The sequence below is a fragment of the Microbacterium sp. lyk4-40-TSB-66 genome, from assembly GCF_030209475.1.
Taxonomy (GTDB): domain Bacteria; phylum Actinomycetota; class Actinomycetes; order Actinomycetales; family Microbacteriaceae; genus Microbacterium.
The window spans coordinates 566,947-581,720 of sequence record NZ_JARVRW010000002.1 but is presented as its reverse complement, the minus strand read 5'-3'; the positions used below and the strand labels follow the sequence as shown (position 1 = coordinate 581,720).

The 14,774-nt window shown below is 71.2% G+C and carries 13 protein-coding genes; 6 read left to right on the top strand and 7 right to left on the bottom strand.

Translation table 11 applies throughout. The features are described from left to right. Nucleotides 1–111: 111 nt before the first annotated feature. From QRO03_RS04895 to QRO03_RS04880, 4 genes are all read right to left on the bottom strand, one after another. Entirely contained in the window at nucleotides 112–1,101 is a 990-nt protein-coding gene (locus QRO03_RS04895) for an ABC transporter substrate-binding protein (RefSeq protein WP_285136450.1), read from the bottom strand. Between the two features lie 64 nt (nucleotides 1,102–1,165). After that, nucleotides 1,166–2,251 (bottom strand): ABC transporter permease, encoded by a 1,086-nt coding sequence (locus tag QRO03_RS04890; protein ID WP_285136391.1) that lies wholly within the window; start codon nucleotides 2,249–2,251, stop codon nucleotides 1,166–1,168. Beyond that, complete coding sequence (locus tag QRO03_RS04885; RefSeq protein WP_285136390.1) at nucleotides 2,248–3,024, bottom strand: ATP-binding cassette domain-containing protein; 777 nt, start codon at nucleotides 3,022–3,024, stop codon at nucleotides 2,248–2,250. Before QRO03_RS04885 ends, QRO03_RS04890 begins: the two co-directional genes overlap by 4 nt. After that, the gene (locus QRO03_RS04880; protein WP_285136389.1) at nucleotides 3,021–3,719 is read right to left on the bottom strand and encodes a nucleoside/nucleotide kinase family protein; all 699 of its coding nucleotides are present in this window, start codon (nucleotides 3,717–3,719) and stop codon (nucleotides 3,021–3,023) included. Before QRO03_RS04880 ends, QRO03_RS04885 begins: the two co-directional genes overlap by 4 nt. Nucleotides 3,720–3,956: 237 nt before the next feature. Here QRO03_RS04880 and QRO03_RS04875 point away from each other — a divergent pair, with 237 nt between their 5' ends. After that, a complete protein-coding gene (locus QRO03_RS04875) occupies nucleotides 3,957–4,685 on the top strand; it encodes an SDR family oxidoreductase (protein WP_285136388.1) in 729 nt (242 codons plus the stop codon). A gap of 553 nt (nucleotides 4,686–5,238) precedes the next feature. On the opposite strand, the gene QRO03_RS04870 is transcribed toward QRO03_RS04875, so the two are convergent. Together QRO03_RS04870 and QRO03_RS04865 are read right to left on the bottom strand one after the other, a co-directional pair. Continuing rightward, the gene (locus QRO03_RS04870) at nucleotides 5,239–6,486 is read right to left on the bottom strand and encodes a D-arabinono-1,4-lactone oxidase (RefSeq protein WP_285136387.1); all 1,248 of its coding nucleotides are present in this window, start codon (nucleotides 6,484–6,486) and stop codon (nucleotides 5,239–5,241) included. 372 nt (nucleotides 6,487–6,858) lie between these two features. Beyond that, nucleotides 6,859–8,019 carry an ROK family transcriptional regulator gene (locus QRO03_RS04865; RefSeq protein WP_285136386.1) on the bottom strand — a complete coding sequence of 387 codons (1,161 nt, stop codon included), beginning with the start codon at nucleotides 8,017–8,019 and terminating at the stop codon, nucleotides 6,859–6,861. A 947-nt stretch (nucleotides 8,020–8,966) separates the two neighbouring features. Between QRO03_RS04865 and QRO03_RS04860 the strand changes: the two genes are divergently transcribed. From QRO03_RS04860 to xylB, 5 genes are all read left to right on the top strand, one after another. After that, entirely contained in the window at nucleotides 8,967–9,452 is a 486-nt protein-coding gene (locus tag QRO03_RS04860) for a glutathione peroxidase (protein ID WP_285136385.1), read from the top strand. Between the two features lie 53 nt (nucleotides 9,453–9,505). Further along, nucleotides 9,506–9,703 carry a hypothetical protein gene (locus QRO03_RS04855; protein ID WP_285136384.1) on the top strand — a complete coding sequence of 66 codons (198 nt, stop codon included), beginning with the start codon at nucleotides 9,506–9,508 and terminating at the stop codon, nucleotides 9,701–9,703. A gap of 69 nt (nucleotides 9,704–9,772) precedes the next feature. Next, complete coding sequence (locus QRO03_RS04850; RefSeq protein ID WP_285136383.1) at nucleotides 9,773–10,684, top strand: lipase family alpha/beta hydrolase; 912 nt, start codon at nucleotides 9,773–9,775, stop codon at nucleotides 10,682–10,684. A 103-nt stretch (nucleotides 10,685–10,787) separates the two neighbouring features. Next, nucleotides 10,788–11,975, top strand: a complete 1,188-nt coding sequence (gene xylA / locus QRO03_RS04845) for a xylose isomerase (RefSeq protein ID WP_285136382.1) — start codon at nucleotides 10,788–10,790, stop codon at nucleotides 11,973–11,975. 436 nt (nucleotides 11,976–12,411) lie between these two features. Next, nucleotides 12,412–13,803 (top strand): xylulokinase, encoded by a 1,392-nt coding sequence (gene xylB / locus QRO03_RS04840; protein WP_285136381.1) that lies wholly within the window; start codon nucleotides 12,412–12,414, stop codon nucleotides 13,801–13,803. Between the two features lie 219 nt (nucleotides 13,804–14,022). Here the strand turns inward: xylB and QRO03_RS04835 are convergent, their stop codons facing one another. Next, nucleotides 14,023–14,622, bottom strand: coding sequence for a hypothetical protein (locus tag QRO03_RS04835; protein WP_285136380.1), 600 nt, complete (start codon nucleotides 14,620–14,622; stop codon nucleotides 14,023–14,025). Nucleotides 14,623–14,774 lie beyond the last annotated feature (152 nt).

Below are 14,774 nucleotides of genomic sequence, written 5' to 3'. Positions count from 1 at the left end.
GCGTGGGTATTCCGCCCCGAGTGGCGGTTTCCGCCCCGAGTGCTTGGGGTCCGGTGTGCCGGATGCCGGGACCTCACGCGATCGCGAGGTCCCGGCATCCGGGATCGGATGTCAGCAGCTGGACTTGTAGACGGCGTCGGCGCCGTCGGTGGTGATGTTGTCCTTCGTGAGGATGGTGAAGCCGGTCTGGATCTTGGCTTCGGTGGCTTCGCCCTTCAGGGCCGCGATGGCCTGCTTGACGCCGTCTTCGCCGATGGTGGCGGGTTCCTGGGCGACGAGGGCCTGGACGGTGCCGGCCTCGAGGGCCTTGACCTGGGCGGGACCGGCGTCGAAGCCGACGATGGTGACGGCGCCCTGCTTGCCGGCCTGCTGGACACCGGTGGCGGAGCCTTCGGCGGCGAACAGGTTGGCGGCGAAGATGCCGACGATGTCGGGGTCCTTCTGCAGCGCGGCGGTGACGATCTCCGCGGCCGTCGACGGCTCGTTGTGGGAGTACTGCACGCCGACGGACTCGAACTTGCTGTCCTTGGCGACGGCGTCCTCGAAGCCCTGGGCGCGGGCGTCGGTGGTGGACACGCCGGGGTCGGTGGACACGACGAGGACCTTGCCGCCGTTCGGGTTCGCCTTCTGGATGGCCTCGAAGGCTGCGGCGCCGCCGCCTTCGTTGTCGGAGGAGATCTGCGAGACCGCGCCCGAGGGGTCTTCCAGGGTGGTGTCGACGAGGACGACCTTGATTCCGGCGGCTTCGGCCGCGGCGATCGGGGCCTGCATGGCGGAGACGTCGGTGGGGGCGATGAGGAGCGCGTCGGGCTGCGAGGCGACGACGGCGTCGACGATGGGCTTCTGGAGGGTGGGGTCGAACTTCTCGGGGCCCTGGGTGGTGACGGTGGCGCCCTCCTTCTCGGCCTCGGCCTGGATGCCGCACTGCATGGAGATGTAGAACTCATCTCCCGCGACGCCCTGGACGAACGCGATCTTGTAGCCGCCGTCGGATCCGCCCGACGCGCCGCCGGAGGCCGCGCCGCCGGAGCAGCCCGCGAGGGTCAGGGTCGCCGCCATGCCGAAGACCGTCAGTGCGGTCGCCTTCTTGTTCCACTTCATTGTGATCACCGTTCTTGTGTGTCGGGTTCTGGGTAAGGGGTGGAGGAATGGATGCCGCCGCGGCTCAGCCGCGCCGACCTCCGCTGAGGAATTTGCGCCAGAGGCCCTGGCTGCTGCCGCGGGTCGCCGCGGTGCGACGCACCTGGTCGACGTAGACGGCGGTGATGAGGACGGCACCCACGGCGACCTGCTGCCAGAAGGGCTGCACGCCGGTGATGACGAAGCCGTTCTGCAGCACCGCGGGGATGAACAGGCCCACCACGGTGCCCATGATCGTGCCGACGCCGCCGAAGAGCGAGGTGCCGCCGATGACGACCGCGGCGATGACGTTCAGGTTCGTCTGGGTCTGACCCGCGATGGCGGTCGTGGAGAACTGCGAGAGCGACAGGATGCCGCCGAGCCCGGCCAGTGCGCCCGAGATCGTGTAGATCTTGATCAGCTGCGCATCGACCTTGACGCCGACGCGGCGGGCCGCGATCTCGCTCGAACCGACCGCGAGCGTGTACAGGCCGAAGCGCGTGTAATGCAGCACGATCGCGCCGATGACGACGACGACCAGGGCGATGACGCTGATGATCGGGAGCGAGCCGAACACGTTGCCGTAGCCGATCGACACCGTCAGCACGGTGGGCACGTCGCGGACGTCGACGCCGCCGGTGAGGATCTGCGCGAGGCCGAGGGCCATACCGAGCGAACCCAACGTCACGATGAGCGGCGGGATCTTCGCCTTCGCGATGAGGAAACCATTGAGCAGCCCCCAACAGACCCCGCTCAAGATCGAGACCAGGATGCCGACGGTCGCGACGCCCCAGCCCTCGCCGCCCATCGCCCGCATGACGAGCGCCGAGACGACACCGGAGAACACGAGCACAGAGCCGACGGAGAGGTCGATGCCGGCGGTGATGATGACGTAGGTCATGCCGACCGCGAGGACGGCGAGGATCGAGGCGTTCTGGATGATGAGGCGGAAGTTCGACCACTGGGCGAACGACTCGGGGGCCAGGATGCTGAAGACGATGATGATCGCCAGCAGCACCAGGAGGATCTGGAACGCCTGGGTGCGCAGCACGGCGACGACCGGGTTGACCTTCTTGTTGTCGTCGAAGGTGCCGATGGCGACGGTTTCGGTGGGAGGGGTGGTGGTGCTCACTGGGAGTCGTCCTTCGTGACGGCGCCGGTCATGAGTCCGACGAGTTCTTCCATGGAGGTGTCTTTGGCGTTGATGTTGGCGACGCGGGTGCCCAGGCGCAGGACTTGGATGCGGTCGCAGACGTCCATGACGTGGGGCATGGAGTGGGAGATGAGGACGACGGCGATGCCTTTGTCGCGGACGCGGCGGATGGTTTCCAGGACGTTCTTGGTCTGGCGGACGCCGAGGGCGGCGGTGGGTTCGTCGAGGAAGACCAGGCGTCCGGCCCAGTGCACGGCGCGGGCGATGGCGATGGCTTGGCGTTGTCCGCCGGACATCTCTCCCACGGGGGAGGTGAGGGAGCGGACGGTGGCGCCGAGTTCGTCGAAGGCGGCGCGGGAGGCGACGGCCATGTCTTTGGTCTTCATGAACCCGAGGGCACCGGCGAGGCCGGGGCGGCGGATTTCTCGGCCGAGGTACATGTTCTGCACGGGGTCGAGGTGGGGGGCGAGGGCGAGGTCTTGGTAGACGGTTTCGATGCCGAGGGCGGAGGCGACCTGGGGGTTGGTCATCTCGATCGGTTTGCCGTCGAAGAGGATCTCTCCTTCGTCGACGGCGAGGTTGCCGGAGAGGGCTTTGACGAGGGTCGATTTGCCGGCGCCGTTGTCGCCGATGAGGGCGGTGACTTCGCCGGGGTAGACCTCGAAGTCGACATTGTTGAGGGCGCGGACATGGCCGAACTGACGGGACAAGCCCCGCGCCTGCAGCACGGGCACGGTCGTGGTGGTGCTCATGAAGCAGCTCCTTCGTGGTGGCCGAGGCCCCCGGCGGGGGCCTCGGAGACGGTGATGACGAGGTGGGCGCGGTGACGTCCGCGCTCGACGACGGTGGCGTTCGCCTCGTCGACATCGCGAACCCATGCGACGGCCTCGTCGTGGGGGTGGTCGTGGGAGAGGCGGCGCGTGACGAGCCGCTCGCGGCGCTCGGCGGCGTCGACATCGAGGAACCAGACCTCGTCGAGACGGGATGCCACGGCATCCCACCCGAATTGGTCGTGCAGCAGGTAGTTGCCCTCGGTGATGACGAGGGGCACGTCGGCGGGCACGAGCACCGCCGAACCGATGGACTCCTCGAGGCTGCGGTCGAAGCGCGGGGCGTAGACCGCGTGACCGGCCCGGATGCGGTCGAGGAGCGCGATGTAGCCCTCGACGTCGAACGTGTCGGGGGCGCCTTTGCGTTCGCGTCGGCCGAGGCGCACGAGCTCCTCGTTCGCGAGGTGGAAGCCGTCCATGCCGACGAGGATCGCGTCGTCGCCGAGGGCCGCGAGAAGGGCGTCGCTGACGGTGGACTTGCCCGCCCCGGGGGTGCCGGCGATGCCCAGCACGCGACGCTCGCCGGTCGCGACGAGCGTGCGGGCACGGTCGACGAGGTCGTCGATGCGCACGGTCGCGGCGGCCGGGGTCGCGGCGGTCTCCGAGGTGTGGGTCACGGCTCTGTGGGTCCTTCCGGGCGGCGTCGCACATCGGGAGTGCTGCGTCGGCGAAGCGGTTTCCGGTGGGGTTCACCGGTCGAACTCCGGTTACGGTACGGCCACCATGTCACCGGTGTCAACACCCGTGATGAATTCGTCATGACACCGAAGTCATCCGCGTGATTCTGTGGTTATCATGGGCCGCGACGACACCGCCGTCGTCCTCGCCTCCAGGACCCGCGAAAGAGCCCACCCATGACCGAATTCACCGACCGCACCATCCTCGTCACCGGCGCCGGTGGCGGCATCGGCGGCGCGACCGTCCGCCACCTCATCGCGGCGGGAGCGACCGTGCTCGCCGCCGGCCGTGACGCCGAGGGCCTCGCCGCGATCTGCGCCGAGACCGGAGCCGAGCCCGTCGTCTTCGACCTCGAGTCCGAGGAGGATATCCGCGCCGCGATCGAGGGCCGTGACCTCTACGGCGTCGTCAACTGCGGCGGGTGGGGCGGCGAGATCGCGACCCCGATGGACACCGACATCGACGTCTTCGACAAGGTCATGAGCATCAACGCCCGCGGCTCGCTCCTCGTCACGAAGTACGCGTCACGCGAGATGATCCGCGTCGGCAAGGGCGGCGCGATCGTCAACGTCTCCAGCCAGGCCAGCCTCGTCGCCCTCTCCGGCCACATCTCGTACGGCTCGTCGAAGGCGGCGCTCGACAACATCACGCGCGTCTCGGCCCTCGAGCTCGGCGGCTACGGCATCCGCGTCAACAGCGTGAACCCGACCGTGGTGATGACGCCGATGTCGGCGTGGTACTGGGGTCGACCCGACATCGAGGGCCCCTTCCTCGAGGCGATGCCCCTGCACAAGTGGGCGACCGAGGACGACATCGCCGCCCCCATCGTGTTCCTCCTCAGCGACGGCGCCGGCATGATCTCGGGCGTCTCGCTCCCCATCGACGGCGGCTACTCCAGCCGCTGATCCCGGATGCCGCGGAGCGGCGTCGCGGTGGGCGGCGCCGTTTCGCGGTGAGTACTGGTGCCGGTGCCGGTACGGTGCTGGCGTCGCCGGCCGCTGCCGCCGTCGCCGGCGCCGCTGCCGTGACGCCGTCGCCGGCGTTGCTGTTGCTACGGCCGTCGCCGGCGTTGCTGTTGCTACCGCCGTGCCGGTGCTGGTGCTGGTGCTGCTGCCGTGCCGGTGCTAGTGCTGCTGCCGCCACGCCGTCGCTGCTGCTGTTGTTGTTGTTGTTGCTACCGCCGTCCCCGGCGCAGCTGCTGCTGCTTTCGCCGTCGCCATGGCTGTCGGTGCCGCTACCGCTGACCCGCCTGCGTCGTTGCGGCGCACCGCCCACCTGGCCGAACCGGGCTGCCGTCGTCCCGCCACGCGTCGCTGCGGTGCCGCCCCCCGCAGGAACCTGGCCGAACCGGGCCGCCGCCGACCCGCCTGCGTCGCTGGGGTACCGGCCACCCGGCCGAACCGGTCTGCCGCCGTCCCGCCTGCGTCGCTGGGGCGCCGGTCACCCGGCCGAACCGGTCTACAGGCCGAGCGTGCGCCGCAGGAAGTCGTTGCGGAAGACGCCGCGGGGATCGGCCGCACGCGCTGCCTCCACGAAGTCGTCGACGCGGGTGAGCGTTGCGCGCACGGCCTCGCCGGGCATGGTGAACGCCTTGCCCCAGTGCGGTCGCACGTCGAAGGGCGCGAGCGCCGCCTCGATGTGCGGCAACACCGCCAACACCTCGGCGGTGTGATTGCGCCAGGTGAAGTGGATCGCCAGCGCGTCGCGCCGGTACGCGGGACTCACCCAGAGTTCGTCGGCGGCGACCGTGCGGAGCTCGGAGACCAACAGTTCTGCGGCGAACAGCGGTGCAATCTCGCGCACCGCGGCGAGGGCCTCGCGCGCAGCAGAGAACGGCACGAAGTACTCGGACTGGATCTCGTCGCCGTCGCTCGGCAGGGCGTCGGCGCGGAAGTGCGGCAGGCGCGTGTGCCACGGCCCGGGCGTGCCCCGCGGGGTCGTGTTGTCGACGGTGCGGATGCTCCCCAGGTGGATGTCGTCGCCGACGGGACGACCGCCCAGCTGCTCGACCCAGTCGGGCGCGCCGTCGTCGCTCTTGGCCCAGACGAGGTCGTGGGCCGGGTCGCCCCACGTGGTGAACACGCTCACACTGCGCGAGCTGCCGAACACCCTCTCCGGGTCGCCCGCGATGTCGTCCCACGCGACACCGGTGTAGGCCTGTTGCGTCACCTCGTAGGTCGGTTCGGTCTGCAGCTCGACCGCGGTGACGACGCCGAACGCCCCGATCCCGACCGCTGCGGCCGGGAACCAGGCGTGGGCCTGATCGACGCGATGCGTGCGTCCGTCGGCATCCATGATGTCGAGCGCCCGGACCGCGCTCGACAGGTTGCCGTTTCGCACGCCCGAGCCGTGGGTGCCCGTGGCGGCGGCGCCGGCGACCGAGATGTGCGGGAGCGATCCGAGGTTGTGCAGCGCGCGCCCTCGGGCCTCGATGACGGGAGCGAGGTGGGCGAAGGTCACGAGACCCTCGACGCGCACACGATCGTCGACCATCTCGACGCGCGTGGGCAGGCGCTCGAGCGAGACCAGCGACGCATCGGAGTCGGCGACGTCATTGAACGTGTGCCGGGTGGCTTGCACGCGCAGAGTGGGAGCGGATGCGACGACCTCGGCGAGCTCGTCGAGGTCGCCCGGCAGGAGCACCTCGGTGGCGTGGTAGCGGTGGTTGCCCGACCAGGTGGCTCCGGCGTCGCGTCTGTGGATCACGTCCCCATCCTGCCTCCAACCCCCGACATCGGGGCCGCGCGGTAGGTCTGCGCCGTCGTCGCCGTGCCGACGGAGCCGCCGGCGGGAGGAGATTCCCGGAGGGGAGGATGCCAGGCTCCTGGGTGCTCCTCCGCTCCCGGATGCTCCTCCCGGATGCTCCTCCCGGGCCCGGGCCCGGGCGCGGGCGCGGGCGCGGGCGCGGGCGCGGGAGCGAGCGTGAGCGGGGGCGCGGGTGCGGACGCTGCGCGGTGCGGTTGCGAGTGCGGGAGCGGGTGTGGCGCGAGCGCGGGCGCCGGCGCGGGCGGGGCGTCGCGGCGCAGCCCGCCACCGCGTGTGCCGCCGCCGAGTCGACCGCGGGTCGGTCGACCCGACTCAGCGCCCCGGGAAGAGCTGCGCCTCGAACGCCGCCTCGGCCGCGCCGACGAGCAGGCGGTCCTCGCCCAGTTCGGCGACGGCCAGGCGCAGACCGTCGGCGCAGGCCGGGACCGTCTGCGCGCGGACGGCGGCGTCGAGGCCGTCGAGGTCGCGGGCGGCGAGCACGGCGAGGAAGCCGCCCAGCACGATGACCGCCGGATTCAGCACGTTCGCCGCGTTGGCCAGCGCCGTGGCGAGGATCCTCCGCTGACGCTCGACCTCGGCGTGCGCCGCGGGGGCGGAGGTGGATGCCAGAGCGTCGGCCAGAAGGGCGTCGTCGCCGCCGTCGAGGCCCACCGCCGACAGCAGCAGCGCCCGGCTCACCTCGTCCTCGAGCACACCGCCGCTCGCGCGTCGGTCGGCGGCGTCGACGATGCCGGGCCGGTTCTGCCCGAACTCCCCGGCGTAGCCGCCGGCGCCACCGAGAGGGACCCCGCCGACGATCACGGCACCGCCGATGCCGCTCGCGCCACCGTTGAGGTACACGACGTCGTGCGCGCCGCGCGCCGCGCCGAAGAGATGCTCGGCCAGGGCGCCGAGTGCTGCGTCGTTGCCGACGTGGGCGGTGAGGGTCGTGGCATCCGTGATCAGATCCGAGAGCGGGGCGTCACGCCATTCCAGGTGCGGTGCCTCGCGGACGAGTCCGTCGGACGCGCGCACGGGGCCCGGTACGGCCACGCCCACGCCGACGATCCGGCTGTCGGCGAGCGGTCCGCGCCGCCAGCCGGCGAGGGTCGCCTCGACGAGCTCAGCCGTGCGCGCGGGGGTCAGCAGCGCGGTCTGCTCGAGGCGCTCGCGTGCGATGATCGTGCCCTCGAGCGTCACCGCGCCGATGTCGAGCGCATCGACTTCGGGGTTGACCGCCACCGCGACCACCCGGGGGTCGGGCACGACGATGGGGGAGGGTCGACCGACGCGTCCCAGGGCCTCGGATGCCCGCTCGACTACGAGGCCGGCGCGCTGCAGCTCGCCCACGAGGTCGGCGATCGTCGAGCGGTTCAACCCCGTCGCCTCGGTCAGGGCGGCGCGTGAGCGCGGACCCTCGCGGTGCACAGTGCGCAGCACGAGCGCGAGATTGGCGCGGCGCATGCCGTCGCCCCGACTCCCCGCGGTGCTCATGCGACAACTGTGCCATTGTCCGGCGGTCGGGTGCGTCCGGTCGGGGACCGCACGGCCCATCCCCGCTGCATCCGCCGAGCCCCGCCGCGTCCCACGCCGCGCCGCGTCGGCCACATCCTCGCGGCGCGCCGCCCGCACCCCCCGCCCTGCGTCCCACGCCTACGCACAAACACGATTCGTGCGCGTAAACACGCTGTCGTCGTGTTTCCGCGCACGAACGCTGTTTATGCGTGGGTGGCGGCACTGCGCGCCGCGCCGGCTGCACTCCGCGCCGCGCCGGCCGCACCCCCGCGCCGGCCGGCCGAACCCGCGCCATCGCCCCGCGTGCCACGCCCGCGCATAAACACGATCCCTGCGCGTAAACACGCTGCCGTCGTGTTTCCGCGCACGAACGCTGTTTATGCAAGGGCGGCGGGGGACTTTGTGCCGCGCCGGCCGAACAGCGCGCCGCGCCGGCCGCGTCCCGCCCCGCGCCGGCCTGCCACACCCTCGCGCCGCCCCGCGCTCCCACACCCACGCATAAACACGATCCCTGCGCGTAAACACTCTGTCGTCCTGTTTATGCGCACGAACGCTGTTTATGCGTGGCGGCCGCGGACTCCACACCGCGCCGGCCGCACGCTCGCGCCGGCCAGCCGAACGCGCGCACCGCGCCGGCCGCACAGCGCGCCGCGCCGGCCGCGTCCCGCCTCGCGCCGGCCCCCCGCCCCCCGCCCACGCATAAACACGATTCCTGCGCGTAAACACGCTGCCGTCGTGTTTCCGCGCACGAACGCCGTTTATGCGTGGGCGGCGGGGGACTCGACGCCGCGGCCCGCGCGACCACGCCGTCTCCGCGACCCGCGCGACCACGCCGTCGCCGCGTCCCCGCACGGAAGGCGCGCACGCGCGATGGACGCACGCGCCACCCCCACCCCGCACGGCGCCGACGGTGCCAGGATTGCACCATGGACCTTTCCGGCATCCCCGTCACCACCCTCCAGGGCGAAGAGACCACCTTCGGCGCGCTGACCGAGGGCAAAGCCGCACTCGTGGTGAACGTCGCCTCGCGCTGCGGGCTATCGGGGCAGTACGAGACCCTCGAAGAGCTGCACAAGCGCTACGCCGACCGCGGATTCACCGTGATCGGCTTCCCGAGCAACCAGTTCCTGCAGGAGCTCAGCGACAGCGAGAAGATCGCCGAGTACTGCTCGTCGACGTGGGGCGTGACGTTCCCGATGACCGAGAAGGTCAAGGTCAACGGGCGGAACGCCCACCCGCTCTACAGGGAGCTCACGCAGACCCCGGATGCCGAGGGCAAGACAGGCCGCATCTCGTGGAACTTCGAGAAGTTCGTCGTGGCTCCCGACGGTCGCGTGACGCGGTTCAGCCCCCGCACGCAGCCCGACGCCCCCGAGGTCGTCGCCGCGATCGAAGACGCGCTGCCGGCCTGAGCCTCCCCCGCGCGGGGGAGGTGCGCGCGGAAGTGCGTGCCTACGGTGAAGGCATGTCACCCCAGGATTCCGACCCCTCGCCCGCGGTGAACCCGATCGCAATCGGCATCGTCCTCGGGTTGCCGACGGGTGCCGCCATCGGGGTGTTCGGCTTCGACAATCTCGCCCTGGGTCTGCTCCTGGGTGCCGCCGCGGGTCTGACCGTCGGCGTCGCCGTCGACGCGCTCTTGCGGAGAGGTTCGGACCGGTGACGCGTCCGTGGTCGCGATGTCGCTGGCCTGCCCTATCCTGACCGGGATCCGACCCGCGAAGGAGTCCCCGTGGCAGATGCCGTCGTCCTCGTCTCCGGCGGTGCTGCCGTCACGCCGTACACCGATCCCGATCGCGCCGCCGCATCGGGTCTCGCGGCGGGCAACACCCTTACCGCGCTCCGCGCGCACCTCCTCGAAAGCGGTGCGCGCGTCTTCACGGCCCCCGCCCGCCTCGGTGCGGGTGCGGTGGCGCAGGATGCCGGGTGGCAGGGCTTCGACGACGTCCCCGTCGTGCTGCCCGCTGAGGTGACGGTCAACTCGGTGGGCGCGATCGACGACGCCGGCACGGCTCTGGCGGCCTTCCTGCGCTGGCTCGCTGAGGAGCACTCGCTGACCCGGGTCGACCTGGTCGGTCATTCCATGGGCGGACTCTTCTCACGGGCGGCGATCCGCGAGCTGTGCGTCGGTGCATCCCGCTCCGTCGGGCCGCTCATCGGCGGGCTCGTCACGCTCGGCACGCCGTGGGACGGAGCCGTCCTCGGCGATGCGGTCGCCGGCGACATCACGGATGCCGACGCCCACGGCGACCCGGCCACCTCGACGATCCTCGAGCAGGCGAGGGCGTTCGCCGCGGCGAACTCGCAGGGCGCGGCAGAGCAGGTGTCGCAACGGTACCTGCGAGGGTGGAACGCCGCCCATGCCGGCGTGCTCGACGGCATCCCGGTCACGGCGATCGGTGCGGGGTATTTCGCCGCGGCCGCCGAACCCGTGCAGCTCTGGCCGCACGACGGGCTCGTCTCGCTGCGCAGCGGCCGCGCAGACGATGTGCCCTCCGCCGTCGTGCCGCGGATCGAGCGGCATTCGTTCCCCGACGACGTGCACAGCATCTTCTTCGCCGACGCCTTCGGCCTGCCGTGGGAACGTGCGCTCACCTGGGATCCGGAGGTCTTCGCCGTCGTCGACGCGGCTCTGGGTATCTGATCCGGAGGCTGGACGCCGTGGCATCCACGGTATATGTTGTGAACACCAACAAACCCGTCGTGCGTCACCGCGCACCCGTGCGTCTCCATGCGAAGGAGCAGGAATGCCCACCCCCACCCGCGATGACAAGTTCTCGTTCGGCCTCTGGACCGTCGGCTACAACGGCACCGATCCCTTTGGCGGTCCCACGCGTGAGCCCCTCGACGTCGTGCATGCCGTCGAGAAACTCGCCGAGCTCGGCGCGTACGGCCTGACCTTCCACGATGACGACCTCTTCGCGTTCGGTTCGACCGACGCCGAGCGTCAGACGCAGATCGACCGCCTCAAGGGGGCGATGAAGGACACCGGCATCATCACGCCGATGGTCACGACCAACCTCTTCTCGGCTCCCGTCTTCAAAGACGGCGGGTTCACCTCCAACGACCGCCAGGTTCGTCGTTTCGCGCTGCGCAAGGTGCTGCGCAACCTCGACCTCGCCGCCGAGCTGGGCGCCAAGACGTTCGTCATGTGGGGTGGCCGCGAGGGCGCGGAGTACGACTCCGCGAAAGACATCCGCCAGGCGCTGGAGCGCTACCGCGAGGCGGTCAACCTGCTCGGCGACTACGTCACCGACAAGGGCTACGACATCCGCTTCGCCATCGAGCCGAAGCCCAACGAGCCGCGCGGCGACATCCTGCTGCCGACGCTCGGCCACGCGATCGCCTTCATCGACTCGCTCGAGCGTCCCGAGCTCGTCGGCTTGAACCCCGAGGTCGGCCACGAGCAGATGGCGGGCCTCAACTTCGCCGCGGGCATCGCCCAGGCGCTTTACCACGGCAAGCTCTTCCACATCGACCTGAACGGCCAGCGCGGCATCAAGTACGACCAGGACCTGGTCTTCGGCCACGGCGACCTGCACAACGCCTTCGCCCTCGTCGACCTGCTCGAGAACGGCGGCCCGGGTGGCGTGCCCGCCTACGACGGCCCGCGTCACTTCGACTACAAGCCGTCGCGCACCGAGGACGAGCGGGGCGTCTGGGACTCGGTCTCGGCCAACATGAACACCTACCTGCTGCTCAAGGAGCGCGCCGCGGCCTTCCGCGCCGACCCCGAGGTGCAGGAGGCGCTCGAGGCGGCGAAGGTCGCCGAGCTCGCGCAGCCGACGCTGAACGAGGGCGAGACCTACGACGACTTCCTCGCCGACCGCACGGCCTACGAGGACTTCGACACCGACGCCTACCTCGGCGGCAAGGGCTTCGGCTTCGTGCGTCTGCAGCAGCTCGCCACCGAGCACCTGCTGGGCGCGCGCTGACTTCGGGAGGGCCCGGATGCCACGGCATCCGGGCACTCATCCGGCCGGCCCCGCGGGCGGGGCAGGTGGGCCGGCCTCGGGCGCCGATTCGGCGCCGCCCCCTGGGTTGAGCGTCCGGAACACCCGGACGTTCGCGAGATCCGTCCGGGTTTCCCGGACACTCGGCGGACTCGCGACGCGAGCTCGGGGCACCACCGACCGAGTGTCCGAAACACCCGGACGTTCGCGAGGCTCGTCCGGATTTTTGGACACTCGCGGGAGATCGCGACGCGAACCCGCGACACCCCCGATCGAGTGTCCAGAACATGCCGCACCGCCGCCGCGGGAACGGCGTGTCGTGGACACTCGACACGCAGCCCCGCGCAGCGGGCGCTCACGGCAGGATCGAAGAGCAAGGACCGCGCCGACGTGGGCGCGGCGGACAGAAGGGCAGAGCATGGCGCTGGTCATGGGAGTCGACTCGTCGACGCAGTCGTGCAAGGTCGTCGTCGTCGACGCCGAGACCGGGCGCGTGGTGCGCGAGGGTCGCGCGTCGCATCCCTCCGGCACCGCGGTCGATCCCGAGGCGTGGTGGCGCGCGCTGCAGGATGCCATCACGCAGGCGGGCGGTCTCGACGACGTTGCGGCGGTCTCGATCGCCGGTCAGCAGCACGGCATGGTCGTGCTGGATGCCGCGGGTGGCGTCATCCGCGACGCCCTGCTGTGGAATGACACCCGTTCGGCGCAGGCGGCGCGCGACCTGATCGACGAGGTCGGCGCCGACGCCTACGCGGAGCGCACCGGTGCCGTGCCGGTTGCCTCGTTCACGGGCACGAAACTCCGCTGGCTGCGGGACGCCGAGCCCGACAATGCCGCGCGCGTGGCGGCCGTCGCCCTGCCGCACGACTGGCTCACCTGGCGCCTCCGCAGCTTCGGGCCGGGTAACGCCGTGCTCGAGGAACTCATCACCGACCGCTCCGACGCGTCGGGAACCGCCTACTGGGGTGCCGACGGCTACGACCTCGACCTGTTCCGCCGCGCACTGGGACACGACGCGGTGCTGCCCCGCGTGATCGGACCGTGGGAGAGTGCCGGCACCCTCCCCGGTGGGGCCCTCGTCGGCCCCGGCGCGGGAGACAACGCCGGAGCCGCCCTGGGGCTCGGCGCCGGCGTGGGCGACGTCGTCGTCTCGCTCGGCACCTCGGGCACGGTCTTCGCGGTCGCCGATACGCCCACGCGCGACGTCACCGGCACGGTCGCGGGGTTCGCCGACGCGACGGGCAGGTTCCTGCCGCTGGTCGCCACGCTCAACGCCGCCCGCGTGCTCGACGCGGTCGCGGGACTGCTCGGGGTCTCGCACGAAGAGCTCGGTGCGCTCGCCCTCGAAGCCGATCCCGGGGCCGGCGGCATCGTGCTGGTGCCGTGGTTCGAGGGCGAGCGCACGCCCAACCTCCCGGATGCCCAGGCGTCGCTGACGGGACTGACCTTGGCATCCACGAACCGTCCGAATCTCGCGCGCGCCGCGATCGAGGGGATGCTGAGCGGCTTGGCCGTCGGACTCGACGCGATCCGGGCGCAGGGTGTCGCGGTTCGGCGCATCCTGCTGATCGGGGGTGCCGCCGCCAACGAGGGCGTCGCGCGTATCGCCGCGCAGGTCTTCGACGCCGAGATCGTCGTGCCCGCCGCGGGCGAGTACGTCGCCCTCGGGGCGGCGAGGCAGGCGGCGGGCGTGCTGGCGGGCGGCTCCGTCGACTGGACGGTCGCGACCACCCGCGACGTCGAGCCCGACCACCGCCCCATCATCCGGGAGCGCTACGACGTCGTCGCGGCTTTGCGTGCGGCAGAGTAGACCTGGGCCGTCGGCATCTTGTAAGGGGGATGCCGACGGCTCCAGTTCCGTGGTCTGCGCCGTCCTCGTCGCGCCACGGCATCCCGATCGAACCGTGCGGCGCACGGCGAGATCACGCCGGGTTGCCGAGATCGCACGACAATCGCGCGCATTGCGCGTCATCTCGTGAAGTGGGTGTCATCTCGGCGCCGGGAAAGACGCGGGTGGGGCGCCGACGCGTCAGCGCGACGCGAACGAGGCCGAGGCCTCTCGGTATGATGCGTCGTCGTCGCGGTCGCCCTTCGTGACGAGCAGCCCGGTCGACCCGACCGAGCGGACGAACGTGCCCTCGCAGGCGAGGACGACGACCTTCTTCAGCCCCCGCCGCCAGGCGTTCGCGAGGCTCTCCACGGCGCGCCGCTCCGGCTGGGCTTCCCAATTCGGAGGCAGCGCTGAACGAATGGATGCGAAAGAGCGTTCGTCCCACGCCCGATACGACGGTTCGTCGAACACCTCGTCGCCGAACTCGTCGCGCCACGAGGGCCCGGCTAGGAGCGCGAGCAGGGCCGGCCGATCCTCAGCCGGCGTGTCCTGTCGCATGAGGCGCTCAATCGCCTCGGCGTCGTGCGGTCGTACCGCGTGCTCGACGACAGCCATCCAGACCTCGGGCCACGCGGCGGTCCACCGGGCGCGTTCGCTCTCGGTTAGCGACCGGGACGCGGGGAGGGGCGAGTCGAGCAGCGGAGGCGGCGCATCGCCCTCCACCGCAAGACCGAACGCCTCTCGCACCCAGAGCAGCTCGTTGACCGTGGTCGGGCGGTCGTCCGTCTCCATAGTCATGCCGTGCGGCCAGGGGTCACCGGGGCTCGGACGCGAAGACCTCACAACACCGCGATTCTGTGCGAATCATCGACGGTCGCGGACACAGAGCGACATCGAGCGGGGGGCTGTCTCATCCGCCCACGCTAGGTCGGGGTCGACACGGTGGCAAG

Excerpts from the sequence above, each read along its gene's own strand:
- xylA (WP_285136382.1), top strand. The coding sequence starts at position 10,788 with ATGCCCACCCCCACCCGCGATGACAAGTTCTCGTTCGGCCTCTGGACC.
- QRO03_RS04865 (WP_285136386.1), bottom strand. The coding sequence starts at position 8,019 with ATGAGCACCGCGGGGAGTCGGGGCGACGGCATGCGCCGCGCCAATCTC.
- xylB (WP_285136381.1), top strand. The coding sequence starts at position 12,412 with ATGGCGCTGGTCATGGGAGTCGACTCGTCGACGCAGTCGTGCAAGGTC.
- QRO03_RS04855 (WP_285136384.1), top strand. The coding sequence starts at position 9,506 with ATGTCACCCCAGGATTCCGACCCCTCGCCCGCGGTGAACCCGATCGCA.
- QRO03_RS04875 (WP_285136388.1), top strand. The coding sequence starts at position 3,957 with ATGACCGAATTCACCGACCGCACCATCCTCGTCACCGGCGCCGGTGGC.
- QRO03_RS04895 (WP_285136450.1), bottom strand. The coding sequence starts at position 1,101 with ATGAAGTGGAACAAGAAGGCGACCGCACTGACGGTCTTCGGCATGGCG.
- QRO03_RS04860 (WP_285136385.1), top strand. The coding sequence starts at position 8,967 with ATGGACCTTTCCGGCATCCCCGTCACCACCCTCCAGGGCGAAGAGACC.
- QRO03_RS04885 (WP_285136390.1), bottom strand. The coding sequence starts at position 3,024 with ATGAGCACCACCACGACCGTGCCCGTGCTGCAGGCGCGGGGCTTGTCC.
- QRO03_RS04835 (WP_285136380.1), bottom strand. The coding sequence starts at position 14,622 with ATGACTATGGAGACGGACGACCGCCCGACCACGGTCAACGAGCTGCTC.